The sequence below is a fragment of the Streptomyces sp. 5K101 genome, assembly GCF_046506645.1.
Taxonomy (GTDB): Bacteria; Actinomycetota; Actinomycetes; order Streptomycetales; family Streptomycetaceae; genus Streptomyces.
Genome location: NZ_JBKFFO010000005.1, coordinates 172,926 through 195,430, shown reverse-complemented (window position 1 = coordinate 195,430; position 22,505 = coordinate 172,926). Strand labels below are relative to the sequence as shown.

The 22,505-nt window shown below is 68.7% G+C and carries 27 protein-coding genes, 1 tRNA gene and 1 pseudogene; 10 read left to right on the top strand and 19 right to left on the bottom strand.

From position 1 onward, the window contains the following. Positions 1–16: 16 nt before the first annotated feature. From ACLB9X_RS11915 to ACLB9X_RS11885, 7 genes are all read right to left on the bottom strand, one after another. Positions 17–754, bottom strand: coding sequence for a class I SAM-dependent methyltransferase (locus tag ACLB9X_RS11915; protein WP_410360265.1), 738 nt, complete (start codon positions 752–754; stop codon positions 17–19). Further along, the gene (locus ACLB9X_RS11910; RefSeq protein WP_410360264.1) at positions 751–1,296 is read right to left on the bottom strand and encodes a hypothetical protein; all 546 of its coding nucleotides are present in this window, start codon (positions 1,294–1,296) and stop codon (positions 751–753) included. Before ACLB9X_RS11910 ends, ACLB9X_RS11915 begins: the two co-directional genes overlap by 4 nt. Continuing rightward, positions 1,293–2,309, bottom strand: coding sequence for an alpha/beta fold hydrolase (locus tag ACLB9X_RS11905; protein ID WP_410360263.1), 1,017 nt, complete (start codon positions 2,307–2,309; stop codon positions 1,293–1,295). Before ACLB9X_RS11905 ends, ACLB9X_RS11910 begins: the two co-directional genes overlap by 4 nt. Continuing rightward, complete coding sequence (locus tag ACLB9X_RS11900) at positions 2,306–3,142, bottom strand: hypothetical protein (RefSeq protein ID WP_410360262.1); 837 nt, start codon at positions 3,140–3,142, stop codon at positions 2,306–2,308. The genes ACLB9X_RS11905 and ACLB9X_RS11900 overlap by 4 nt, the downstream gene beginning before the upstream one ends. A 165-nt stretch (positions 3,143–3,307) precedes the next feature. After that, complete coding sequence (locus tag ACLB9X_RS11895) at positions 3,308–3,487, bottom strand: hypothetical protein (RefSeq protein ID WP_073756738.1); 180 nt, start codon at positions 3,485–3,487, stop codon at positions 3,308–3,310. A gap of 104 nt (positions 3,488–3,591) precedes the next feature. Then, a complete protein-coding gene (locus tag ACLB9X_RS11890; protein WP_328394181.1) occupies positions 3,592–3,792 on the bottom strand; it encodes a hypothetical protein in 201 nt (66 codons plus the stop codon). A 324-nt stretch (positions 3,793–4,116) separates the two neighbouring features. Beyond that, positions 4,117–4,281, bottom strand: a complete 165-nt coding sequence (locus tag ACLB9X_RS11885; RefSeq protein WP_410360261.1) for a hypothetical protein — start codon at positions 4,279–4,281, stop codon at positions 4,117–4,119. A gap of 342 nt (positions 4,282–4,623) precedes the next feature. Between ACLB9X_RS11885 and ACLB9X_RS11880 the strand changes: the two genes are divergently transcribed. Together ACLB9X_RS11880 and ACLB9X_RS11875 are read left to right on the top strand one after the other, a co-directional pair. Beyond that, positions 4,624–5,556 carry an ABC transporter ATP-binding protein gene (locus ACLB9X_RS11880; RefSeq protein WP_410360260.1) on the top strand — a complete coding sequence of 311 codons (933 nt, stop codon included), beginning with the start codon at positions 4,624–4,626 and terminating at the stop codon, positions 5,554–5,556. Positions 5,557–5,567: 11 nt separating this feature from the next. Continuing rightward, the gene (locus ACLB9X_RS11875) at positions 5,568–6,317 is read left to right on the top strand and encodes an ABC transporter permease (RefSeq protein ID WP_410360259.1); all 750 of its coding nucleotides are present in this window, start codon (positions 5,568–5,570) and stop codon (positions 6,315–6,317) included. Positions 6,318–6,520: 203 nt separating this feature from the next. On the opposite strand, the gene ACLB9X_RS11870 is transcribed toward ACLB9X_RS11875, so the two are convergent. From ACLB9X_RS11870 to ACLB9X_RS11860, 3 genes are all read right to left on the bottom strand, one after another. Beyond that, positions 6,521–6,928 carry a hypothetical protein gene (locus tag ACLB9X_RS11870; RefSeq protein WP_410360258.1) on the bottom strand — a complete coding sequence of 136 codons (408 nt, stop codon included), beginning with the start codon at positions 6,926–6,928 and terminating at the stop codon, positions 6,521–6,523. 58 nt (positions 6,929–6,986) lie between these two features. Then, the gene (locus ACLB9X_RS11865) at positions 6,987–7,883 is read right to left on the bottom strand and encodes an RNA polymerase sigma-70 factor (protein ID WP_410360257.1); all 897 of its coding nucleotides are present in this window, start codon (positions 7,881–7,883) and stop codon (positions 6,987–6,989) included. Between the two features lie 134 nt (positions 7,884–8,017). Next, complete coding sequence (locus ACLB9X_RS11860; RefSeq protein ID WP_410360256.1) at positions 8,018–9,265, bottom strand: NAD(P)/FAD-dependent oxidoreductase; 1,248 nt, start codon at positions 9,263–9,265, stop codon at positions 8,018–8,020. Between the two features lie 182 nt (positions 9,266–9,447). Here ACLB9X_RS11860 and ACLB9X_RS11855 point away from each other — a divergent pair, with 182 nt between their 5' ends. Further along, positions 9,448–9,711 carry a DUF5958 family protein gene (locus ACLB9X_RS11855; protein ID WP_410360255.1) on the top strand — a complete coding sequence of 88 codons (264 nt, stop codon included), beginning with the start codon at positions 9,448–9,450 and terminating at the stop codon, positions 9,709–9,711. 464 nt (positions 9,712–10,175) lie between these two features. Here the strand turns inward: ACLB9X_RS11855 and ACLB9X_RS11850 are convergent, their stop codons facing one another. The 6 genes from ACLB9X_RS11850 to ACLB9X_RS11825 form a co-directional block, all read right to left on the bottom strand. Then, entirely contained in the window at positions 10,176–10,304 is a 129-nt protein-coding gene (locus tag ACLB9X_RS11850) for a hypothetical protein (protein WP_410360254.1), read from the bottom strand. A 66-nt stretch (positions 10,305–10,370) separates the two neighbouring features. Further along, the gene (locus tag ACLB9X_RS11845) at positions 10,371–12,116 is read right to left on the bottom strand and encodes an LCP family protein (protein ID WP_410360253.1); all 1,746 of its coding nucleotides are present in this window, start codon (positions 12,114–12,116) and stop codon (positions 10,371–10,373) included. Positions 12,117–12,707: 591 nt separating this feature from the next. Continuing rightward, positions 12,708–13,085: a transposase gene (locus ACLB9X_RS11840; protein ID WP_410360252.1), complete on the bottom strand. Its 378-nt coding sequence runs from the start codon at positions 13,083–13,085 to the stop codon at positions 12,708–12,710. Between the two features lie 31 nt (positions 13,086–13,116). Next, entirely contained in the window at positions 13,117–13,368 is a 252-nt protein-coding gene (locus ACLB9X_RS11835) for a transposase (protein ID WP_410360251.1), read from the bottom strand. A 112-nt stretch (positions 13,369–13,480) separates the two neighbouring features. Then, positions 13,481–14,386, bottom strand: coding sequence for a hypothetical protein (locus ACLB9X_RS11830; protein ID WP_410360250.1), 906 nt, complete (start codon positions 14,384–14,386; stop codon positions 13,481–13,483). A 106-nt stretch (positions 14,387–14,492) separates the two neighbouring features. After that, positions 14,493–14,834, bottom strand: coding sequence for a peptidase inhibitor family I36 protein (locus ACLB9X_RS11825; protein WP_410360530.1), 342 nt, complete (start codon positions 14,832–14,834; stop codon positions 14,493–14,495). Between the two features lie 671 nt (positions 14,835–15,505). Between ACLB9X_RS11825 and ACLB9X_RS11820 the strand changes: the two genes are divergently transcribed. Continuing rightward, a complete protein-coding gene (locus tag ACLB9X_RS11820) occupies positions 15,506–15,703 on the top strand; it encodes a hypothetical protein (RefSeq protein ID WP_410360249.1) in 198 nt (65 codons plus the stop codon). Positions 15,704–15,922: 219 nt separating this feature from the next. On the opposite strand, the gene ACLB9X_RS11815 is transcribed toward ACLB9X_RS11820, so the two are convergent. After that, positions 15,923–16,096, bottom strand: coding sequence for a hypothetical protein (locus ACLB9X_RS11815; RefSeq protein ID WP_410360248.1), 174 nt, complete (start codon positions 16,094–16,096; stop codon positions 15,923–15,925). A gap of 244 nt (positions 16,097–16,340) precedes the next feature. Here ACLB9X_RS11815 and ACLB9X_RS11810 point away from each other — a divergent pair, with 244 nt between their 5' ends. Continuing rightward, positions 16,341–16,646, top strand: a complete 306-nt coding sequence (locus tag ACLB9X_RS11810; RefSeq protein ID WP_410360555.1) for a hypothetical protein — start codon at positions 16,341–16,343, stop codon at positions 16,644–16,646. 140 nt (positions 16,647–16,786) lie between these two features. On the opposite strand, the pseudogene ACLB9X_RS11805 reads toward ACLB9X_RS11810, so the two are convergent. Continuing rightward, a pseudogene (locus tag ACLB9X_RS11805) lies at positions 16,787–16,941 on the bottom strand (GntR family transcriptional regulator); the annotation flags it as partial. A 16-nt stretch (positions 16,942–16,957) separates the two neighbouring features. Between ACLB9X_RS11805 and ACLB9X_RS11800 the strand changes: the two are divergent. Then, the gene (locus ACLB9X_RS11800; protein WP_410360247.1) at positions 16,958–17,485 is read left to right on the top strand and encodes a hypothetical protein; all 528 of its coding nucleotides are present in this window, start codon (positions 16,958–16,960) and stop codon (positions 17,483–17,485) included. 263 nt (positions 17,486–17,748) lie between these two features. On the opposite strand, the gene ACLB9X_RS11795 is transcribed toward ACLB9X_RS11800, so the two are convergent. Then, a tRNA-Gly gene (locus ACLB9X_RS11795) sits at positions 17,749–17,822 on the bottom strand. Positions 17,823–18,298: 476 nt separating this feature from the next. On the opposite strand from ACLB9X_RS11795, the gene dcd reads away from it, so the two are divergent. The 4 genes from dcd to ACLB9X_RS11775 all read left to right on the top strand — a co-directional run bounded on the left by dcd (position 18,299) and on the right by ACLB9X_RS11775 (position 22,473). Then, positions 18,299–18,874: a dCTP deaminase gene (dcd, locus tag ACLB9X_RS11790; protein WP_177149457.1), complete on the top strand. Its 576-nt coding sequence runs from the start codon at positions 18,299–18,301 to the stop codon at positions 18,872–18,874. A gap of 14 nt (positions 18,875–18,888) precedes the next feature. Then, entirely contained in the window at positions 18,889–19,398 is a 510-nt protein-coding gene (locus tag ACLB9X_RS11785) for a phosphoribosyltransferase (protein ID WP_410360246.1), read from the top strand. A 571-nt stretch (positions 19,399–19,969) separates the two neighbouring features. Further along, positions 19,970–20,281, top strand: coding sequence for a DUF1490 family protein (locus ACLB9X_RS11780; protein ID WP_410360245.1), 312 nt, complete (start codon positions 19,970–19,972; stop codon positions 20,279–20,281). A 2-nt stretch (positions 20,282–20,283) separates the two neighbouring features. Then, entirely contained in the window at positions 20,284–22,473 is a 2,190-nt protein-coding gene (locus ACLB9X_RS11775; protein WP_410360244.1) for a heavy metal translocating P-type ATPase, read from the top strand. Positions 22,474–22,505 lie beyond the last annotated feature (32 nt).

The window sequence follows — 22,505 nt, the reverse complement described above, 5'->3', positions numbered from 1 at the left end:
CCCCTCCTTTCCCTGCCTACTCGGTGGCGCGCGCGTCGTACCAGTCGTACGGCTGCGGGCTCTCGGCCGCGTACACGTGCTCGACGGTGAAGCCGGCCCGGTTCAGGCAGGCTTCGACCTCCTCCCGCTCGATGAGGAGGACGCGTTCGCTGAATTCGACCGGCGGTCTGCCGTCCTCGTCGATGCGGGTGCCCATGGTGAGAACATTCGCGTCGTCGAGGGTGATGGTGAAGGTGGTGGTGCCGCCGTGGTGCGGGGTGGGCACCGTCACCGTGTGCTGTGCCACGAGCGGCCGGTAGGTGCCGGTGGCGTAGTACTCCAGCGACAGGGTCGCGCCCGGCGCCAGCACGTCGCGTATGTGCGAGAGGGCGGCCGTCAGCTCTTCGCGGTCGGCCACGCACGCCAGCGAGCCCATGGTGGAGTACGCCGCGTCGAACGGGCCGGTGACCGGCAGCGGGTCCCGGAAGTCGGCCTGCACCAGCGATACGTTCCCGGGGACGGTCTTGGCGCGGAACGCGTCCAGCATGGGCCGGGAGTTGTCCAGGCCGACCACCTGGGCGGCGATGGTGGCGACGGGGAGGGCGACACGGCCGGTCCCGACGCCGACCTCCAGGACGCGGGCACCGGTCACGTACGGGCGGAGCCGATCGACAGCGGCCTCGGCGGGCAGGGCGGGTGCGATCAGCGAGTCGTACACGGACGCGACGGCGGTCCCGTACTGCACGTCCTGCGTGTCCGGCGCGTCCTGAGTCACGGGTTCACCTCTTCGTAGTCGAAGACCATGTCGTACTTGGGGTCTTCGCTGTGGTCGTAGCCGGAGTAGCGCACGAGCAGCACCTGGAACAGCGGGAAGCCCGGCTCCGGAGTGAGGCGCTGCCGGACGAATTCGTTGACGAGCCGGTACGCGGACTCCTTGGCCTCCTTGTGCAGCGGAGTCATCGCACCCGGGTTGTTCAGCAGGGTGGAGGCCACGTCGAACATGGCCTTCTCGGCGCGGCGGCCGGGGAACCAGAAGGCGTGGATCAGCTTGCGGGGCGCGATGGCGTACACCTCCCGCCACTCGGTGTGCTCCGTCTTGTCCGCGTTGGCGAGCCGGTAGAGGAAGTGCTGGTCCTCCACGGCCGGGTTGGGCGCGAAGAACCGCCAGTTGGGGATGAGGATCCCCGTTCCCGTCTTGTCGCCGCTGCGGACCTTGTCGTAGCTGCGGTCGGGGTGCTGGCCCAGTACGGAGGCCACGAACCAGCCGGCCAGGATCGCCGGAACTGCCCGCTCCATGACTGTGGACGTTCTGCTCACGCCGCATCCCCCTGTTCCTGCCGGTCTTCTCCGGCGTACTTCGCCGCGGCCGCCGCCACCGCGTCCTCGATGGCCCTGGTGGTGAGCGGGGCGTGCTCGACCCCGCCCGTGAGGGACAGATGGGTGGAGCCGGAGATGGTCACGATCCGGCCGCCGCTGCCCGACGCGATGTACTCGTCGTACAGGTCCTGGTGCTCGGGGGTGTCCCGCATGGTCGAATCGGCCGCCACCACCGAGACGGGGATCCGCAGCCGGTCGAGGGGCCGCCCGCCGTCGAGCATGAAGGCGTACGAGTAGTCCCACTCGCGCCGCCCGGCGCGCCATGTGGAGGGGGCGGAGCCTTCCAGCCGCAGCGCCCGCAGGTGGGGGCTGTTCTCCGCGAAGGAGAACAGGCCCTTCTTGTCGATGAGCAGCCCGGCGCCGAACACCGACGACCACGGGCCGAGCTTCATCGTCAGGTTCACGCCGCGGGAGCCTTCGCGCTGCCTGCGGGAGTGCAGCAGCTCACGCGGGTGGGTGGGGTCGACCAGGACCAGTCCGTGGACCCGGTCGGGGGTGGCGGCGGCCGCGCGGTGGGCGAGGTAGCCGCCGAGGGAGTGGCCCGTCAGCACGCAGGGGCCGTCGGGCGCGACGGCGTCGGCGATGACTTCGGTCAGGTCGTTCACGGACTCGCCGAGTGCGTAGTCCTCCGGGCAGCGCCGCAGCGAACTGCGGTATCCCGCCCGGTCGTACAGCACCAGGGAGATCGCCGGGTCGAGGTGGTCGGCGACGAGCAGCCACGACGCGGACGAGTTCATCAGCCCGGCGTCGCACACCAGTGTCGGACCGCCCGCCGTGCCACGCCGTACGTGGTAGGTGATGAGGTTGCCGCTGTCGCAGCGCAGGCGGCGCCGCTCGAAGCCCGCGTGGCCGGACTGGGTGGCGAGGGTGGCGTAGCCCTGGTGGGCGAGGCCGGCGGCCAGGCATGCGGCCAGGCCCGCTGTGGTGAGTTTCGGGAACGTGAGCCTGCTCATGCCGCCTCACCGGTGCCCTTGGCGAGTGCCCTGACCGACGGATAGGTGGATGCGAACGCCCACGCGAAGCGGGACAGACCCATGAACCGGGCGTTGGCGACGTGAAAGGCACCCATGACGAGCAGTCCGGCGTCGATGTACTTGCCCTTTTTCAGGAGCAGCAGTGGGAAGCCGCACTCCAGCGCCAGCACGGTGTGGCAGACCGCGCGGGACACGGCCGGGTACTTCTCCAGCTGGTTGTAGAGCCACTCGTCGCCGTACGTCTGGGTACGCATGATCTTGGCGAGGGCGTCGCCGGACCGCCAGGCGTCGCCGGGGAGTTTGGCCCACCCGGAGGCGCCGTAGGAGAGGACGGTCTGGGCGCCGATGAACTGCACGGCGGCGGTGCGGGTGGCGTCGGTGCCGCCGGCCCGGCCGAGTGCGGCGGCCGTCTGCACAAGGAACGACACCTGGTCGGATCCGTCGGTGCCGAACAAGTGCCTTGGGTAGATGAGGAGCTGACTGGCAGCCAGATAGGCGTTGGCGGCCATCCGCACCTTGTTGTTCTTCACCGGTGAGATGAGCACCGCCGCCGCCAGAGCACGGGAGCCGTGGAGGGCCTGCGTGACCGGTTCGCGGGCGATGAAGTCCTTGACCGCCTGCATCGTCTTCGTCTTGGCGGGGACCTGGGCCCTGGTGTGGGCCCAGTCGTTCAGGCCGCCCGGTTCCCGGTCCTTCCTGCGCACGATGTACTCGAGGCTGGACAGCAGGTGTGTGGCGGCGGACAGCCGCTCGGCGGTGGTGAGCGGCTTCGCGCACGCCGACTCAGCGGCTCTGCGGAGGCGTGACAGCATGATCTGTTCCTGGTCGCATGTCGGTTGAGGTGGCGTGGGGCGTGAGGTGCCGTGGTGTGTGAGGTGGCGCGGGGCGGCGAGGTCGCGCGGGCGGTGAGGTCGCGCGGACGGTGATAGGGAGAGGCGGGAAACCCCGACGTGCCGGAGGCTTCCCGCCAACGCCCGTTACTTCTGGGCGGCCTTGACCGCGGCGCCGACGCCGGCGGCGGCGGTGATGACGGCGGAAACCTTGCCGCCGGCCACAACGCCTGCCACGAACGCGGCGGGGGTCGCCATCACGGGAGCGACCGAGCCGTCGGCCGCCTGGCCGGCGCCTGCGTTGACCTTCTCAACGAGCACGGACATGGTGCATCCTCCAATAATCTGATACATGGGAAGTGCTCCGGTTCTGGCAGACACTTGCACTGTCTGCCAGAACCGGAGTCCCCGGAACCGGGGGCTCACCGGGCTCAGCCGGTGGCCACCTTGTACGCCGCGTAGGCAGCGCCGGTGACCGCACCGGCACCGACCACGGCACCAGCGGCCTTGGCGATCACGGGGGTCGCGAAGATGGCCGGAGTGGCCATGACGGGAGCCGTGCCGCGAGCGGGCGCGCCCGCCTCGAGCGCCCCCTTGAGGGACACGTTGGCGTTCACCTTCTGCGTCAGCATGTGTTTTCCTCCTCTCGGTTGTTCGTTGGGGCAGGGAACATCCCGCCACCGCACGCGATGGCCGGCGGCGGGAAGTCTGAGGGAAAGAGAAATATCACTTCGATCGTCGAGGAAACCGATATTCTCGACCGGATAGCGGCAGGCCCGGATGTGGGAATGCCGGACGGCGATCTCCGTGAAACAGAAACTCTGGACGTGCATCGGCCGGAGCTTCCGATAAAGGGCTGATTTGCTTCGGCTTTACCGTGGGCGTACGCCGGTGGCGGAGAATCGGCGTACATACGCCGGAGGGACGGCGGCGGCCGTCACGGCCGCCGCGAGATCCTACTTGACCTTGGCGGTCACGTATCCGACGGCCGCGGCAGCCTTGCCGGTGGCCGGCGTGAAGATGGCCGGAGTGGCCATGATGGGCGCGATGCGCGCCTCGGGACCGCGCTCGGCAGCGGAATCCTCGAGCGAGGCGTCCTGATTCACCTTGTCCAGAAGCATGAACTTCCCCCTTGACGTGAGATCACGTGGACTGCGCGGACGGCCCGGCACGGCCCCGCCTGGAGGGCGGGCGACGAAGCATCGGGGTGATCCGCGGCACCGGGCGGAGGATGGTCAGTCCCAGCCGCCGGGTGAACGTGTCGTCAGCAATATTAACGGCCTGATCCACTTGATCAAGTAATTACCGAGTGATCGGCGTCACACCGCGATTATTTTCGCGGAATTTGAGGTTCCGTTTCGATCGGGCCACTTTCACGGAATCTCCAATTCCCTGCCTCGCCTCTCGCTGGATGTGCGTGTAAGGATCGATCCATCCCTGCCCATTCATTCAAGGAAGGACGCATGGCCCAAGAGGAAAGCAGTTTCATTTACGCCGAGGATGTATGGCGCCGGTACGGGCGGGGAAGGGACGCGTTCGACGCCGTACGCGGAGTCAGCCTCACCGTCCGGCCCGGGCAGCTGTTCGCCCTCCTCGGCACCAACGGCGCCGGCAAGACCTCCACGGTCGAACTCCTCGAGGGCCTCGCCGCCCCGCACCGCGGCCGCATCCGGCTGTTCGGCGGACTCGATCCGGTGGCCGACCGGGCCCGCATCCGGCCCCGTACCGGGGCGATGCTGCAGGAGGGCGGCTTCATCTCCCATCTGACCGTGGCGGAAAGCGTGGAGATGTGGACCCAACTCACCTCCCGCTCGCGCCCGGTCGCCGAGGCCATCGAGCTCGCCGGGCTGCCCCATCGTGCCGACGTGATGGTGCAGAACCTCTCCGGCGGTGAGAAGCGCCGACTCGATCTGGCCGTCGCCACGCTGTCGCGTCCCGACGTGCTGTTCCTCGACGAACCGACCGCCGGGATGGACGCCGAGGGCCGCCACGCCACCTGGCGGCTCGTCCGGAGCCTGCAGGAGCAGGGCACGACGATCCTGCTGACCACGCATTACCTGGAAGAGGCCGAGTCCCTCGCCGACGAGCTGGCGATCATGCACCGGGGACGGATCGCCGCCTCCGGCACCGTCTCGGAGATCGTCGCCGGCCACTCGTCGACGCTGTCGTTCGCTCTGCCGGACACATGGGCCGTTCACGATCTGCCCGTCGGTGGCAGGGCGGAGCGGCGGGGCGGACGGGTGACCATCACGACCGGGCAGTTGCAGCAGGACGCCACCCGGCTCCTCGCCTGGGCCGAGGACCACGATGTGACGCTGGACCGGTTCACCGCGCGACCGGCCTCCCTCGAAGAGGCCTTCATCAGCATCGCGAGCCAGGAAGGGGATGGGGAGTGAACGGTCTGGCCATGCGGCACATGAAGGCCCTGTTCCGTATCGAGTGGAAGCTGTTCAACCGGATCAAGGCGAACTACGTCTTCGTGTTGTTCGTACCGTTGATGCTCCTGGTGTCGATGCGGTTCGTGCAGGACCAGCTGGAGCTCGACAAGCACGGTCTGAACCCGGGCCCGGTGATGGTGTCGACCGCCGCCGGGATTCTGATGATCTTCTCCCTTTACTCGTCCGTCACCGGACTGTACGTGGCGCGCAGAGAGGAGCTGGTGCTCAAGCGGCTGCGTACGGGAGAGGTCTCCGACCCGGTGATCCTCGCAGGCGGCGCGTCCATGTACATCACGATCGCCGTGGTGCAGATCGTGGCGGTCGCGGCCGTGCTGTCGGTGATGTTCGGTGCGGCACCCCGGCAACCGCTGGCGGCAATCGCCGGGTTGCTGACCGGAGTTGCGCTGATGACGGCCATGGCGGCCGCGACGGCTGCGCTGTGCCGGACCGTCGAGTCCGTGCTGGTCGCCACGCTCCCAGCCATCTTCGTCCTGCCGATGATCTCCGGGATCTACATCCCCCGCGAGGTGCTGCCCGAGACGCTCGGCGACGCACTGCTGTTCGCACCGCTGTCCCCGACGGTGGACCTGGTGCGCTCGGGGTGGACCGGTGAGCTGACAGCGGGGGATGCGTTGATCCGATGCGTGCTGGCGATCGCGTGGACAGCTCTGTTCGCATGGATCGCGGCCCGCAGATTCCGCTGGGAGCCCCGCACCTGACTCCCGAACGGAACGCAGCGGCCCTGCAACCGGACCGAGCACGGACCTCGACGGCGCTGCCCGCCCCGCCCTGGCGGCCGCGACCTGACCCGCTCACCGCCGTTCGGATCACCAAGGCGGTCGCCGCCGCAGGGCGACCTCGGCGATGACGGTCCGGTGCCGCACCGGGCATCCGGGCCGGTCGGCACCGTCGAGACCGGCGGCTACGACCTTGCAGCCGGGCGCAGCGGCAAGCGCGGGGACAGTGTCTGGACCAGGGCCAGGGTGCTGAGGGCGAACATCACCACGCCCAGGGGGACATGGACCGAGGACACATGCGCGACGCCCAGCGCGACCTGGGCCGAGGCGAGGAGGAGGAAGCCGGTGGCGTACAGGACGGGGCGGGGGGATCCGCCGCCCGGGCGCCACGCCAGGACGGCGGCGAGGACGTACAGCATGGCGGCTGCGTACATCGCCTTCGATCCGACGTCGTGCATCAGATAGCCGTCGGACGAGGTCAGCAGCATGCCCGCCGTGACCGCCTGGAAGAGGAGGGTCAGGGTCTGCAGGGCTGTCGCGGTCCTGAGGAAGGCGCGGCCGCGCGGCGCGGCGGCCGTTGTCTGTCCGGTCATGGTGTGGTTCCCCTCTTGTCGTGTGCGGCGATCGACAGGTGCTTCCGAGCCGGTGGCGTCAGCGCAGGGTGAGCGGGATCCCGGAGGTGACGCGGGTCAGCTTCTCGGGGTTGCGGACGAAGTAGAGACCGGTGATGCGGGCGTCCTCGACACGGACGGCCATGACGCCGTCGAGCTCGCCGCCCACGCGTACGGCGAGTGCGGGGCTGCCGTTGACCATGGTGGGCTCCCAGGTGATCGTGGCCTCTACCTTGGCGGAGCCGCCGAGGTAGAAGCGGACGATCTTCTCGGCGCCGATCACCGGATGGAGCGCGGCTCTCTTGAGGCCGCCGCCGTCGCTGAGCAGAACGACGTGGGGGGCGAGTACGTCGAGGAGGTCCTGCGGGTTCCCGGTCTCAAGGGCGCGCTGGAAGGACTCCAGGGCCGCCCGGGTCTCGCTCGCGGAGGCCGTTCTGCGGGGCCGGCGCGCGTCGACGTGCCCACGGGCGCGGTGCGCGATCTGCCGTACGGCCGCCGGGGTCTTGCCGACGGCCTCGGCGATGTCGTCGTAGTCCACCTCGAAGACCTCGCGCAGCACGAACACCGCCCGCTCGGTCGGGGAAAGGCTCTCCAGTACGAGCATCAGCGCCATCGACATGCTCTCGGCGAGCGCGACGTCCTCGGCCACGTCCGGTGCGGTGAGCAGCGGCTCGGGCAGCCACTGACCGACGTACGCCTCCCTGCGGCGCTTCATGGTGCGCAGCCGGTTGAGCGCCTGCCGGGTCGTGATCCGCACCAGGTACGCCCGCTGGTCGCTCACCCGCCCCAGGTCGACCCTGACCCAGCGCAGCCAGGTCTCCTGGAGGACGTCCTCGGCGTCGGCGGCCGAGCCGAGCATCTCGTACGCGACGGTGAAGAGCAGGTTGCGGTGAGCGACGAACGCTTCGGTCGCCAGGTCGGTGGTGTGGTCGGTCATCTCTCGGTCTCTCTCCCTCGAATGCCTGGCTCAGGCTGCCCCCCCGCGATGGCCGACGCCTCGCCGTGGTCGGCCTGCGACAGTCACCGTGGTGGTCGCCCTTGGGCCGGGTGTGCACGACGACATCGGTGTTCTCAGCCATGCGCGGCTCCTCCGTTTTCCAGGGGGCGGACCGTCTTCTCGAAGGACGGGTGCGGCGTGGCGGCCAGGCGGTACTTGCGCTTGGGCATGCCGAAGGTCGGATGCGAGGTGCCCCACAGCGACATCCTCACGATCCCCGACTTGATCCTCGCGGCCTTCCGGCCGCCCATATACTTCGGCTTCGCCTGCGCTTCGCCGTCGACCATCTGCAGGATCCCGTCCCGCCGCCCGAGGCTGATGTGGTTGCCCAGGTACTCCAGCTTGCTGTGCGCGATCTTGCCGCCTGTCAGGCGTCCCACGATCGCGTCCGTGGCCTGGCGGCCGGTGTAGCCGGCCGAAGCGCAGGACATGGGCAGCGGCCGGCCGTTGTCGCCGATGGCGTAGGCGCTGTCGCCGGCGGCGTAGACGTTCGGGTGCGAGACCGACCGCATGGTGCGGTCGACGACGATCCGCCCGTGCTCGGTGACCTCCAGCCCGCCGGCGGCGGCGATGGGGCCGGCCGCGAAACCGGCCGTCCACACGGTGGCGTCGGACGCCAGGGCGGTGCCGTCGGCGCACAGCACCCGCGTCGCTTCGACGGCCTCGACGCATGTGTGCTCCACGACGGTGATGCCCAGCCGGTCGCAGGCCCGGCGCAGGTGTCCGCGGGCTCCGGAGGAGAGCGGAGCACCCAGCTCACCGCGGGCGATCAGCGTCACCGACAGGCGGGGCCGGGATTCGGCGATCTCGGTGACGGTCTCGATGCCGGTCAGCCCGTCGCCGACGACCAGCACGCGCCCGCCCTCGTCGCGCCTGCCCAGGCTGTCCAGGCGCGCACGCAGGCGCAGAGCGGAGGGTCGGCCCGTGACGTCGAAGGCGTGCTCGGCCACGCCGGGGACGCCGTGATCGTCGGCGTGGCTGCCGAGCGCGTAGACGAGCGTGTCGTAGCCGAGCTCGCCGTCGCCGTCGCCGTCGCCGTCGCCGTCGGCCAGGGCGAGGGCGACGGCCTGGCGCTCGGGGTCGACGGCGGTGACCCGGGCCAGGCGCAGCCGCACCGCGGTGCCCGCGAAGACGTCGGCGAGCTGTGGCGCCTCGATCTCCTGGCCGGCTGCGAGCTGGTGCAGCCGCAGCCGCTGGACGAAGTCCGGCTCGGTGTTGACCACGGTGATCTCGGCGTCCGACGGGGACAACCGGCGGGCCAGGGTCCCGGCCACGTAGGCCCCGGCATAGCCGGCGCCGAGAACGACGATGCGGTGCTTCATGAGCTGCTCCTGTCGATTCGTTCGCTCGCGGAGACCTGAGCGAGGGCTTCGGCCTCAAGACACCACGCGACTGGCCGCTGTGACAGCCTGTGAGGCGGATCACTCCAGGGAAGCCCATCGCGGATCGGAGTCGCCGTGCCCGCGGCTGATCAACAGGTGCCTAGGCGAAGGCGAGTTCTCCTGTGCCGCTCGCAGGCAGTCGTGGACGCAGTGTCGGCCTGGTGGCGTGGGGGTGGGAAGCTGCGTCGTACGCACACGAAGTGATCCTGAACGAACTCGCACAAGGGCTCAGAACCACGGCTGAAGGTGTCGAGTGGTTCGAGGGCCTGTCGGAGGATGACCAGCGCAAGGCCTTGCGCGCGCCGCCCCTCCCACACCCCTGCTGTGATGCTCACGAAGTGGCGCTTCGGGATGGAAGACCTGCCGGAATCTGCTGGAGCGGGTGACGGGAATCGAACCCGCGCTCTGAGCTTGGGAATCACCGTCGCTCAAACTGATCATTGCTGCCTGACCTTGCGGAAACGTCCTTTGATGTGGCGGCGTCGGCGGGTGCGGGGACCCCGTGTTGACCGCTGTTCGCTGCTCCGAAGGGCACGGATGGGGCACGGCCTCGCGGACGGTGCCAGAGTGACCGTGCCCTCTGACGGTGCCGCTCATGTCGACGGGGTTGCTGTCCGAGCGCGTTCGGCGCGGCCTTCTTCACACCGCTCTTGCCGCCGCTGCGGGCGCTGCCGCGCAGATTGCTGTTGAGGTGCTCGCAGTACCAGTAGCCCGCGCCGGCCGTGCCGAGTATCAGCAGCGACAGCGTCGCCGCCACCCACTTGAGTGTCCGGCGTTTGCCGGACTTGTTGGCACGGCGGCGCGGGCCGCCGCGCCGGTGGCCCCTACCGCCGCCGGCGTCGTCGTCCGATCAGTCCCTGGCACCACCGCCCCGTACGCGGAGGCCCATGGTGCCGCCGTCCTCGTACAGGCTGTCGTCCCAGCCGTATTCGCGGGCGTGCGGAACGCATTGCTGTCCCCACGCTCCCTGCTTGCGCAACGCTGCTCTGTCCCACCCGAGGTTCCCTCGGCGATCAGGCGTGCCCGCGGCCCGGGAGTTCCCGGATCACGAGGCGCACACCTTCTTGTCTGCTTCCACCTTGCCGATGTCCGGCACCTTCGCCGGTCCGGTGATGGGCACCCCCGCGCCCTTGAAGTCCGCGCCCAGGATCAGCGTCATCGGCTCCATCGGCCCCGCGTCCGCCGTGCCCGGCTTGAGGGCCGTGGCGGGCAGGCCCATCAGGTCCGCGAGCTTGCGGGCCTGGTCGGCCTGGTTCGGGGCATACGTGAGCGTCGTGAGCGCCGCCTTCTCCGGGGCGTTGCTCTTGTTCGTGGAACGCGACACACCCTGCTCGTTCTGCAGCCAGTTGATGGTGTACTGCGCCGCGTACTGGATGCGGCTGCCGTTGTAGACGTCCACCCGCACCTTGGCGGCTTCGGCGCGCGGCCCCTGAAGGAGCGCGGCCTGGGCGTTCGCCTCGGTGTTCTTGGCGTCCTGTTCCTTCTTCTTCACCTCGGTGAGCGAGGTGTCCGACTTCATCAGCGCGAACAGCTGCTTCGCCTTCTCGGGGTGCGGAACGACCGTCGCCTTGATCTCCTCGGCCGGGTTGTCGATGACCGGCAGCGTCGCGAAGGTGATGTTCTTCGGGTCGACGGTGACGAGTTCCTTGGCGAGGTCCGAGAGCTTCGAGATGCTCCCTATGCCCGTGTCGACGGTCAGCGCGTTCGTGGCCGCCTCGGCGAGCCCGTACAGCTTGGTCGGGCTGGTCAGCGTCTCGTCCGACTTCATCTGCCGGATCATCGAACTCAGGAACTGCTGCTGGACCTTGATGCGGTCCAGGTCGCTCTGGTTGCCGAAGCTGTGCCGGGTGCGGACGAAGGCCAGCGCCTGCTCGCCCGCGACGGTGGACTCACCGGCCGGCAGGTTCAGGTGCGAGTCCTTGTCCTTGACCGGCTTCTTCAGGCAGACCTTCACGCCGCCGACGGCCGTCGTCATCTCCTTGACGGCGTTGAAGTCGGCCATCATGAAGTGGTCCACGGTCAGCCCGGTGAGCTCGGTGACCGTGCGCATGGTGCAGCCGGGGTCGCGCCCCGACTGGCCAAGGCTGGTGTTGAAACGGACGTCCTGATCGCCGGGGATGACCTTCGTGCCCTCCGGCGTACGGGTCTCGCAGTCCGGGATGTCCGTCTTCAGGTCACGTGGGATCGACATCGCCGTGGCGTTGGTCCGGTCCGCGGAGACGTGGAAGAGGATCGTGGTGTCGGCGTGACCGGGGCTGTTCTTGTCGCCGTAGCCCGCGTTGCCCGCACCGGTGCGCTTGTCCGTGCCGATCAGCAGGATGTTGAAGGCCTTGCCCTTCTCGAACCCGCCCGACGCGGTGGGCACGTCGATCGTCTTGATGTTGCCGTTGAAGTGCTCGTAGAGGGCGTACGCGCCCACCGCGCCCGCGACGACGACGAAGGCCGTCACGCCGCCGGTCCACATCAGGGCCTTCTTCTTGCGGGACTTCGCCGGCTTGCGCTTGCGGCGGCCGACCGGGCCCTGCGGGCCGCCACCGTCGCCCTCGGCGACCCTGCGCCGGCGCTGGCCGGGGACCGGCGGGGCGTCGGCGGCGCCGGGGCGCCGCTCACCGCCACGCGTCCGGTCGGGATTTCTGGGGCCCGGGGCGGCCGTGCCGCGCGGGGGGGACACGGGTGCCGACTGCCCAGCGGAACGGTCAAGTCGCAGTTCGTAGTTGCCTGTTCGCGGGTTGAGGACCCACTGGTCGGCAGGGTCGATCTCGTCCGCCCGTCCACGGCTGTGCGCGTCCACGGTTGCTTGAGTCCTCCGTCGGTGCCACGCGAGGCGCCTCTCCCGGGCAGGCGCTCGATTCGTTCGATCATCAGAGTGCGCGACCACGCGGTCGTAGCACCGGATTGCGTCACACTATCCGCCCACTTCAGCGTGGGGCGACGTCCGTGACAATTCCCCGCGCCTTACAATCGGGCAATCCGCCCAAACGCCCTTTCCCGCAAGGTGCACCTTGAGCGGCGCTTTGCCTGCGCGCCTGCGCGTGACCGAGCGAACACGTCACGAACACGCCCCATCGGCGGCGTTGCGCCCAGAGAACGTCGGCACCGGCTCGGGGCTCGGGCGGCCCGTGTCGTTCGGCTTCCCGTCGGCCGCAGCCCGCTCCGCGTCGTCGCCGCCCCGGGCGACCACCACCGGCGCGTCCTCGCGGAGCTTCTTGAACAGCTCGTTCGCGGCGGTTGGACGAGTTCGTCTCCGGCTACGACTCCGGGTACAGCAGCGGCCAGGTTTACGGTGCCCCGCAGGGCGGCGGCCGTGGTTCCGTCCCGCCGCCGCGCGACCCCTACTACGACGACGGCTACAGCCCCGCCGCGCCCGACTGGCGCCGCCGGGTCAAGGCCGGCTCCATCGTGCTGGTCGTCGCGGTGCTCGCCTGGCGCGTCGGCACGTACGCCTGGGCGTCACGGGCAGGATCCGGCGCTTGCGCAGTTCACGGCGGTTGGCGTCGGAGTCGTAGCCCTTGTCGCCGAGCAGGGCCTCGGGGCGGCGGCGGGGTCGGCCCGGGCGTCCGGCGACGGACGGGATGCCGTCGACCAGGGCGAGGGTCTGGGTGACGTCGTTGACGTCGGCCACGGTGGTGATGACCTTGAGTGGGGTGCCGTGTCCGTCGCAGATCAGATGGTGCTTGCTGCCCGTCTTCCGCCGGTCGACCGGCGACGGGCCAGTGTCGGCTCCCCCTTCTTCGCGCGGACGTGGGAGCCGTCGACGCATGCTCTGGACCAGTCCGGCTCGCCGGCTGCGTTCAGCTCGGCGAGCAGGATCCGGTGCAGCCGGTCGAAGACACCGGCCTTCTGCCACCGCTCCAGACGCCGTCAGCAGGTCTGCCCGGAGCCGAACCCGAGTCCAGGGGCAGCAGTTGCCGGGCGATGTCGTTGCGGAGCACGTACAGGATGCCCTGCAAGCACTGCCGGTCCGGCACCGGTCGCGGGCCGGGAGCCTTCTCGGGCCAGGGCGGCAGCAACGGCTCGATCAACGCCCACAGGTCATCGTCCACGATCCACGGCCGGGTACTCACACCATTTGGAACGGCCGAATCGTCACACCGGTCACGGCCAAACAGGGACGTTCAGTAAGATCGTGGCACGAGCTCGAAGGTCACCGCGCCGTCATCCACGCTCGTCGACAATCGTGTCCGCTTCCGCCATGATCTGGGCCCTCTGCGCGTTCGCCTTCTCCAGGACCGACAGATGCTTCGCTATTTCCTTTTCCTGAATCTTGATCTCAACATTCTGCCACGTGGAGATCAAATCGGTGGATTCCTTGCAGGCATAATCGGCAGCCGCGATGCGCAGTTCTGTCGCGCTCGGCTTCGGCGGCTTCAGATCAGCCTTCGAAAGCGCCTGCAGGGGGTCCGTGTAGGAATGGCCCTTCTTTGCCATGCAAGCCGACCAGTCCGCGGTGACCGCCTTCACCTTGGGGTCCTTCAGAGACTCCACGAAGCTTTTGCTGCTGATTTGCCGTGCGACCGGGGAGTCCAGAGATCGGTCACCCATGAGCTCTCTCCGGGCAACGGCAGCGCAACCCGACGGGCCGCTCAGGGCAGCCTCCTGCTGAGCTGAAATTCTTTTCCGATGTGCCGCTGTACCGCCGAACCATGAAGGAGGGAGATGATAGCCGTAAGTCAACATATCGGCCTTGACGATCGGCCCGTAGCGACGCCCGACCTCATAGGGGTCCGGGTGGCTTTGCTGGCTCGCCGCACTCGTCTGATCTATCGGTGGAACGTTTCGCTGCCGCAAGCACGCATTTACCAGAATGGTGGTCGCGGACCTGATTCCCGACATTTTGCTCGGTGTCAGCAGATACTTCTGCACGGGCAATGGGAGCGGATTGGCCTCAACGGCGACGGATGACTGCGCGTTCCCGCCGTGCGGCGGCCGCTGCGCTTTCCCCGTAGGGGCTGATCCTTGGGGAGCACGGTCAGGGATGTCCCCGGAAGCGGCACATGAAGAAAGCGCCAGCAGGGTGACTGCGGCGCATGCCGTGGTGAAGATATTCTTGACGTAGCGCATGATCCATCGATTCTTCGATCGCTCGACAGTCCGTTAGCGAACCGCGGGCCGTACCAAACAGCATGCCAGCCCTGACTGAGGCAATCAGTCAGGGCTGGCACAGGAATTACGGGCAGCCCGCCTTCATGGAGGCGTTCTCGTTGTACGTGTACCAGAGCTGCCCGTAGGAAGTATCGCCGAAGTAGTCGATGTTTCCGCCGTAGTTGGTGTTGTAATAGACCCACATGGAACAGTTGGTGCCGTTGATCTCTCCCGAGGCGGCATTGTTCTTCACCGTCTGCCCCGCACCGGCGCCGGAAGAGTCGAAGTAGTAGCCGGCGAGATCCGGAATTGCGAGCGTCACTTGGACGTTATTGGCGTCGAAGTAGCGCATGAACTTGGCCCCGGACTGGCCCGAGTTGTAGTAGAGGCATACGCGACTGTAGGAGCACCGACCGGTAGACCCCATCGTGTCCGAGGAGTTGTGGGTCTCGGCGGACGCGGCACCCGCCCCCAGGATCGTCGTCAGAAATGTAGCGCCAGCGACGATTGCGCTCTTTATCTTCACTGAATATCTCCGTTGTCGTGTACGCGCCCATCAATGGGGTGGATCACAAAATACCGGCGACGGCGATCTTCGTCAATGACTCGAAAGTGTGCCCCAAATGGGTTGTTTAACCCTGAAGCACGCCATGGTGATGTTTACGTGAAAATCAAGTCCAAAGCGGAATGTCAGCTTCGAACCTGGTGTGAGGTACCCCGAGATGCGGGGAGAGGCGACCGAGGGTCAGATGGTGCTCAGGGGCTCCCTATCGAAGCGTCTCCCGGACCCTCCGCAGGAGCGCGGGGCCGTCGGGCCACTCGCTGTCGACGCCCCCACACGGACGGGCAGCTCCCGCACCGCCTCCGGCAGCAGCGGCTGCTCAGCCTCGGCCCACTCCCGGGCGCGGGCGTCGTAGTCCAGTCGGCGCAGCCCGATCTCTCGCAGGCGGCGAGGCGGTTGCGGCCGTCGAGGAGGACGCCGTCGGCGTCGAGGACGATGTCCTCGCGCTGGCCCTCGGTCCTGATCGAGGCCGAGCAGCTCGCCCTGGCTGAGCATCGAGAACAGGAGGTCTGATCACCGGAAAGGTGCTCGGACCGTTGAATCTCTCGTTCGGTGTCAAGGTGCTCGTGGTCCTGCTTTGCATCTCGATCTCCGCCATCGTGGGCATCGTGGCTGGCCTCATCAAGCACACCCCCGCAACCGCCAAGGGACCAGCCATCCTCTACGGAGGTGGCACGTTCGGCGGCGCGCTGACGTTGTGCATGCTCGTGCTGACATCGCTTGGGGTGCTCTGAACGCGTGAAGGCCCCGGAGGAACCTACCTCCGGGGCGCCGCTGCGTGGCCCCCGAACGAGGCCGCCTCGCTCGCAGAGCCGGCGCGTTTCGAACCTGCGACACCCGCTTTAGGGGTTCGATCGGACTCGCCCCGTGGGCCCTCCGACCGCGGGTCTGCGTTCCTCTCAGGACTGCTGAAGGCTACGGCTGTCCGCGGTCGTTGATGTCAGCTGTGGATGTCAGCCATCTTCTGGCAGGGGTTCGATCACGTCGGCCCACACGCGGGTGGTCCAGGGGTTGCCTTCCTCGCCAAACTTGGCTGCCACGACATCATCGAGGAACAACGCGTTGGCGATGTCCGTCCCGGTCTGCGGCCACCAGAGCGAGTCGCACTCGGTGCACAGGGAGAACACCGCTCCATCGCTCTTGAAGCGGTAGGGGTGAATCCGGTCCTGGGCACAGCGTGGTCAAATCGGGGGCGTGCTCATGGCTGTCACCCTAGGTCCGCCCCTTGATGCGAACTACCGGCACGACGGTCGCGGAGGTCTGTCGGCCCAGTCAGCCGGCCGCCTGGGGGCAGCGGCGGTCGGCTGCGGTCGCGGGGGTTGCTGTACTTTCCTGCTATACACAGGTTGGGCGAGCTCATCGGGAGGGCAGGTGAGCCGCATTCGCTCGATCTCTCAACACGGCATCGCAGCGCTTCTCGGGGCCGCTACGGTGTTCGTTCTGGCCAGTCAGTTGCTGCCCGCTTGGCCTGTAGCGGCTGCATTCGCTGTGTCCTTCATCCTGCTGCTACCGAAGAAGCCATGGCTCGTCGCGGCGTTCTGCGGTGGTGCCGCTCTGGTGGTGGTCACGTGGTCGGTGATGTGGTCGTTCGCTGATCGGACCTGTGCGAGCGACGTCAACGGGGCAATCGTCGAGCACGACTGCGGTGAGCCACCGCCTTCGAACGTGAGCCGCTGAGTCAAACGGCGAACCGTCGTGGCGCGAGTCACCACTATGGTCCAGGCCGGAGCAGTCCTCCGAGAAGGCCGCGTAGATGCATCAGCACTCGGACCCCGACCGGCAGCAGGAAGTCGCGAGCGGGCTGGATCAGCTGGTGCGTCGCACAGAGCCCCGGGCACGACGATGTCCGCCGACTCCACCGGCCGTCCCGTCGGATGTGCGTAACCAGGGCGTCCTTCTGGATGCCGAGGAGCGACGCCTGCTCGGCGCTCGCCTGCCGCGGCTCGGGCTGTTCCACTGCAGCGTCAACTGTCTGGTAGGAAGCAGCCATGGATGCTGCACTGATCGGACTGGCAGGCACAACGGTGGGCGCCGCGGCAGGATTTGGAGGCGCATGGCTTGCACAGCGTGGACAGCTGCGTATCCAGCATGAACAGCGAGTCCATGCAGAACAGGTCCGCTGGCTGGATGACAAGAAGGGCCTGTACCGGGACCTCTTGATCACTCTGTACGGCTGGCACGACTCCCTCGTCTCCATCTTGAAGGACGAGGATGACGGCAAGCTGCTCGACAACCGGTCGGCAGCTTACAAGTGGATCGTCGAAGCGTCTCTCATAGCCGACGAGGCGGTCCGTTCCGCTGTGAGTGACGTGCATCGTGCCCTGCTCAGTGCACAATCTGCGATCTTCGAGGGCACCTCGACCACGGACCAATCGTCCCTCCAATCCGTGGAGGATGGTCTCTCAGCCCTGGAAGACGCGCTGCGGGCCGAACTGGCTCTCCCCGGGCGTGTGGGTTCGCGGCCCTTGCCGGCTCGCCGCCGCGGTATGGCCGGACCGATCACTGGGAGACCCTGACGCCCCCGTTGGCCATCGGCAGTGGGAGGCAACCTTCATGCGTGTGTCCGAGAAGGCGGCACTGATCTAGCAGACTCGGACCATGAGCGTCAGAGTGAGGTCGCCAGCGGGTTGGACGCCATGGTGAGAGTCGCGCGCCAGAGGTGCCCTGACCGGCCCGGAGAGGGCTCAGTGCTGCGGAAGTGGTGCGCGGAGCCTAGAAGGGTCTGGACAACACAAAGGCCCGGGTCGGGGATCATGTCCCTGGCCTGGTCCTTCTTCTCTGGAGCGGGTGACGGGAATCGAACCCGCGCTCTGAGCTTGGGAAGCTCATGTTCTACCATTAAACTACACCCGCGTAGCGCACCGATGATCGGTGCCGCATCGTCGCACACTCTACCCCATTGCCCGCCCCTCGGTGTATGACGCCGCGGGGCGTTCGTGTTGGGCGGAGGGCGGATGCGGATGCGGGTGCCGGGTGCGGGAGTTGGGGCGTAACCTCGGGCGCGGAGTGCCGCCTGGGGTGGCGTCCGGATCATCCCCTAATGTGGGGCTTCGTCCGCATTTGTTGGGGAAGGGGCCCGATGGACTTGATGGAGCGCACCGTCGTCCGCTGTGCCGAGGGGCACGTGTTCACCACCGCTTCGTTTCCGATGCAGCAGCTCGGTCCCGACCGGCTCGGGCCGGGGCGGTTGATCCGGTGTCCGCGGTGTGCGCGGCTGCGGCATGCCGTGCCCGTCGTGAAGCAGGGCAAGCGGTAGCCGGGGCGGCGGCGGGGTGCGCGGGCCGGCGTCCGATTGGGGGCGGCCCGCGCGCTCTGCGTATCCTCGGGGCGTGCTTCTCTCAGACAAGGACATCCGGGCCGAGATCGACGCCGGGCGCGTGCGCATCGATCCGTACGACGAATCCATGGTGCAGCCCTCGAGCATCGACGTGCGGCTGGACCGCTACTTCCGGGTGTTCGAGAATCACCGTTACCCCCACATCGACCCCGCCGTCGAGCAGGCCGATCTGACGCGGCTCGTCGAGCCGGAGGGCGACGAGGCGTTCATCCTGCACCCGGGCGAGTTCGTGCTCGCCTCGACCTACGAGGTCATCTCGCTGCCGGACGACATCGCGTCGAGGCTGGAGGGCAAGAGCTCCCTCGGGCGGCTCGGTCTGGTGACGCACTCGACGGCCGGCTTCATCGACCCCGGGTTCTCCGGCCACGTGACCCTGGAGCTGTCGAACCTCGCCACGCTGCCGATCAAGCTGTGGCCGGGGATGAAGATCGGGCAGCTCTGCATGTTCCGGCTCAGTTCGCCCGCGGAGGAGCCGTACGGGAGCGAGCGGTACGGATCCCGGTACCAGGGCCAGCGGGGGCCGACGGCTTCCCGGTCCTTCATGAACTTTCATCGGACGCAGGTGTGAGGGCCGCAGCGAACATGAGTGAAGCACGGGAGAACCTGACGTACGAGCGGTTCGGCGACGCGGTCCGCGAGCTCGCGCAGGCCATCGCCGACGACGGCTACGAGCCCGACATCGTGCTCTCCATCGCGCGCGGCGGCGTCTTCGTCGCCGGCGGTCTCGCCTATGCGCTGGACTGCAAGAACATCCACCTGGTCAACGTGGAGTTCTACACCGGCGTGGGGACGACGCTGGAGATGCCGGTCATGCTGGCGCCGGTGCCCAACGCGATCGACTTCTCCGACAAGAAGGTCCTGATCGCCGACGACGTCGCCGACACGGGCAAGACGCTCAAGCTCGTCCACGACTTCTGCGTCGACCACGTCGCCGAGGTCCGCAGCGCCGTGATCTACGAGAAGCCGCACTCGCTCGTGAAGTGCGAGTACGTCTGGAAGCGCACCGACGACTGGATCAACTTCCCCTGGAGCGTCCTGCCTCCGGTACGTAAGCCGGGCGAGCCCATCACGCCCTCCAAAGAGGCGCTGTAGCCCGCTGGACATGCTGTAGCCCCCTGGACAAGCGGCAGGTGCCCTGCGGCGCGGTCGAGGGGGCCCGGTGATCGCCGTCGTGGCCGTCGACACGCACGGATCACGCGCCGCCGGAACGTTCGCCGCCCTCTCCGCAGTGGCTGGTTCGATGTCTTCCTTACCCGCCCTACCAGCGGTTCGCCCGCTCACCAGCCTGCTCGGGCTCACTGCGTGCCGTCGGGGGCGGCCACGACCACGGGCGCTTCCTGCCCCGCTGCCCTCGCCGCAGGCCCGCCTGATGGCCGTGACGCTCGCGGGGCCAGGCCGGCGCCGCCCTGGGCACGGCGGGACCGGACCGCGCGCACGCGCGCGGTGAAGCGGCGCCACAGGTCGCGCAAGGGCTCCGCCAAGACGCCCCGGACCCGCGTAAGAGGCCGATCAAGGTTGTCGTCCCGGCCGACGCGTCGCGCGGCGTCATCGAGTGCGTGCGCGGCGGACGTCCGGCCGGCGTTGATTGCCACGTACCTGATCAGAGGTTCACAATTGACACGAGGTTGGGCGATGGGGGCGCATTTCGTTGAAGGAGCGCCTCATGCATCCCGCTGCTCTGGTCGGTGCTGCCGCAGGTCGCGCAGCGCACTTCGCCGTGTCCGGCGTGATCGGTGGACTCATCTTCCGCGGTGCGGCCAAAGCCGCGCCCACGGTGAAGCCAATTGCCCGCAAGGCGCTGGTGAGTGGCATCGCCGGTGGGATCGTGGCCGGCCGGTGGCTCGGCTCCGCCGCCGAGGAGGCCCGGCTCAAAGCCGGGGACATGCTGGCCGAGGCCAGGTCCAGCCTCGGGGAAGAGGCACCGCCGCCCTCCGCGGTCGACGTGGAAGGCCACGCCCACGACCACGAGCACTGATCATGGCCGGCATCGTCGTACGCTCCGTCGCCGCGGGCCGAGTGCGGCTCACCGTGCCGTGGCTTCAGGCCCGGCCCGGCTGCGCAGGTCTGGTCGACGAGAGGCTTGCGGACGTCCGGGGGTTCCGTGCGCTGCGGATCTTTCCGCGGACCGGGAGTGTGGTGGTCTGGGTGGCGCCCGACCACCTGGACGTGGACGGGCTCGTGGCGGCCCTCCAGGAGGCACCGCCCCGCTCGGCCGTGCCCAGAGCGAGCCGCGCCACCCCCGACTCCTCCACGGGCGAGGTCGCCCGGCTGGTCGTCGGCGGCGCCGTGCTCGCCGTGGTGGCCGTACACCGGCTGTTGCTGCGTCGCCCGCCGTGGTCGTCCGGCGCCCGCCTCGGCCTGCTGCGCGTCGCCACGGTCTTCAGCGGCCTGCCCTTCTTCCGCGGGGCGCTGCACACCGTCCTGGGCCGCCGGTTTCCCGGGACGGACACGCTGGTCACCGCCGCGACGCTGATCTCGCTGGTGCTGCGCGAGAACGTGGTGGCCCTGACCGTGCTGTGGCTGCTGAACATCGGCGAGTTCCTGCAGACCCTCACCCTGCGTCGTACCCGCCGCGCCATCGAGGAGCTCCTGAGCGTCGGTGAGGAGCGAGTGTGGCTCGTACGGGACGGTGTCGAGATCGAGGTGGCTCTGGAGACCGTCGAACCGGGCGACCTCGTCGCCGTCTACGAGCACCACAGGATCCCGGTCGACGGCACCGCCGCCGCAGGCGCGGCGCTGGTGGACCAGGCGGCGATCACCGGTGAAGCCCTTCCGGTGTACGTGCAGGAAGGCGCCGAGGTCTACGCCGGCACCATCGTCACCAACGGCTCCCTCACCGTCCGCGCGACCGCCGTCGGGCGCGACACCACGGTCGGCCGCATCATCGGCCGGGTCGAGGAGGCGCAGGCCGACCGGGCGCCGATCCAGACCGTGGCCACGCGCTTCACCCGCCGCTTCGTCCCGGTCTCCTTCGCACTGGCGGCAGTTGCGTACGCGCTGACCCGCGACCCCCGGCGGGCCATGACCATGCTGCTGATCGCCTGCCCGTGCGCTGCCGGCCTGGCCACGCCGACGGCGATCAGCGCGGCCATCGGCAACGGCGCCCGCCATGGGACCCTGATCAAGGGCGGCACCCATCTGGAGGGCGTCGGACGCGTGACCGCCGTGGTCTTCGACAAGACCGGCACCCTCACCCTCGGCCGACCGCTGGTCACCAGCGTGGTCACCTTCCACGAGCACTTCACGGCGGACGAGGTGCTGAGCCTCGCCGCGTCGGGCGAACTCCACGCCCGCCACCCGCTCGCCGAGGCCATCGTGCGCCGCACGGAGCAGCAGCACCTGCACATCCCCATCCACCAGGCGTGCGAGGTCGTCCTCGGTATGGGGATGCGCGCCGAACTGGACGGCAGCCGCCTCCTCGTCGGCAGCCCCGCCCTGCTCCGCCGGCACGGCATGGAGCTGCCGGACCGGGCACAGCACTGGACGGAACACCTGCGCGCCCAGGGCGAGACGGTCATCTGCCTGGCCCACGACGACGACCTGATCGGCATGCTCGGCCTCTCCGACGCCGTACGCGGCGGAGCCGAGACCGTCGTCCGGCAGCTCCAGGACCTGGGCGTCGAGCGCATCATCCTGATGACCGGTGACTCGCCGGAGACGGCGCAGGCGGTCGCCGACGCCCTCGGCATCACCGAGGTGCACGCCCACGCCCTCCCCGAGGGCAAGCTCCAGCTGATCCGCGACCTGCAGGACGAGGGCCACCTCGTGGCCATGGTCGGGGACGGGACCAACGACGCCCCCGCCCTCGCCCTGGCGGACGTCGGCATCGCGATGGGCGCCCACTCCTCGCACGTGGCGCTGGAGACCGCGGACATCGCGCTGGCGGGCAACGACCTCCAGCAGGTCGCCGCGGTCGTCGAACTCAGCCGCCACACGCTCCGCGTCGTGCGGCAGAACTACGGCCTGGCCATCGGCGTGAACCTCGTCGGCCTGGGCGCCGGAGCGGGAGGCTCGATCAACCCGGTGGTGGCCGCCCTGCTGCACAACACGAGCAGCATCGCGGTGGTCGGCAACTCGGCCCGGCTGGTCAACCACACCCCGCGCCTGCCGGGCGAACGGGGCCCGGCGCGCTACGCCGCGCCGCTCGAGGACCGCAGGGTGATCTGACCGGGCGGTCCGGGCCGCGGTCGGTGGCCGCC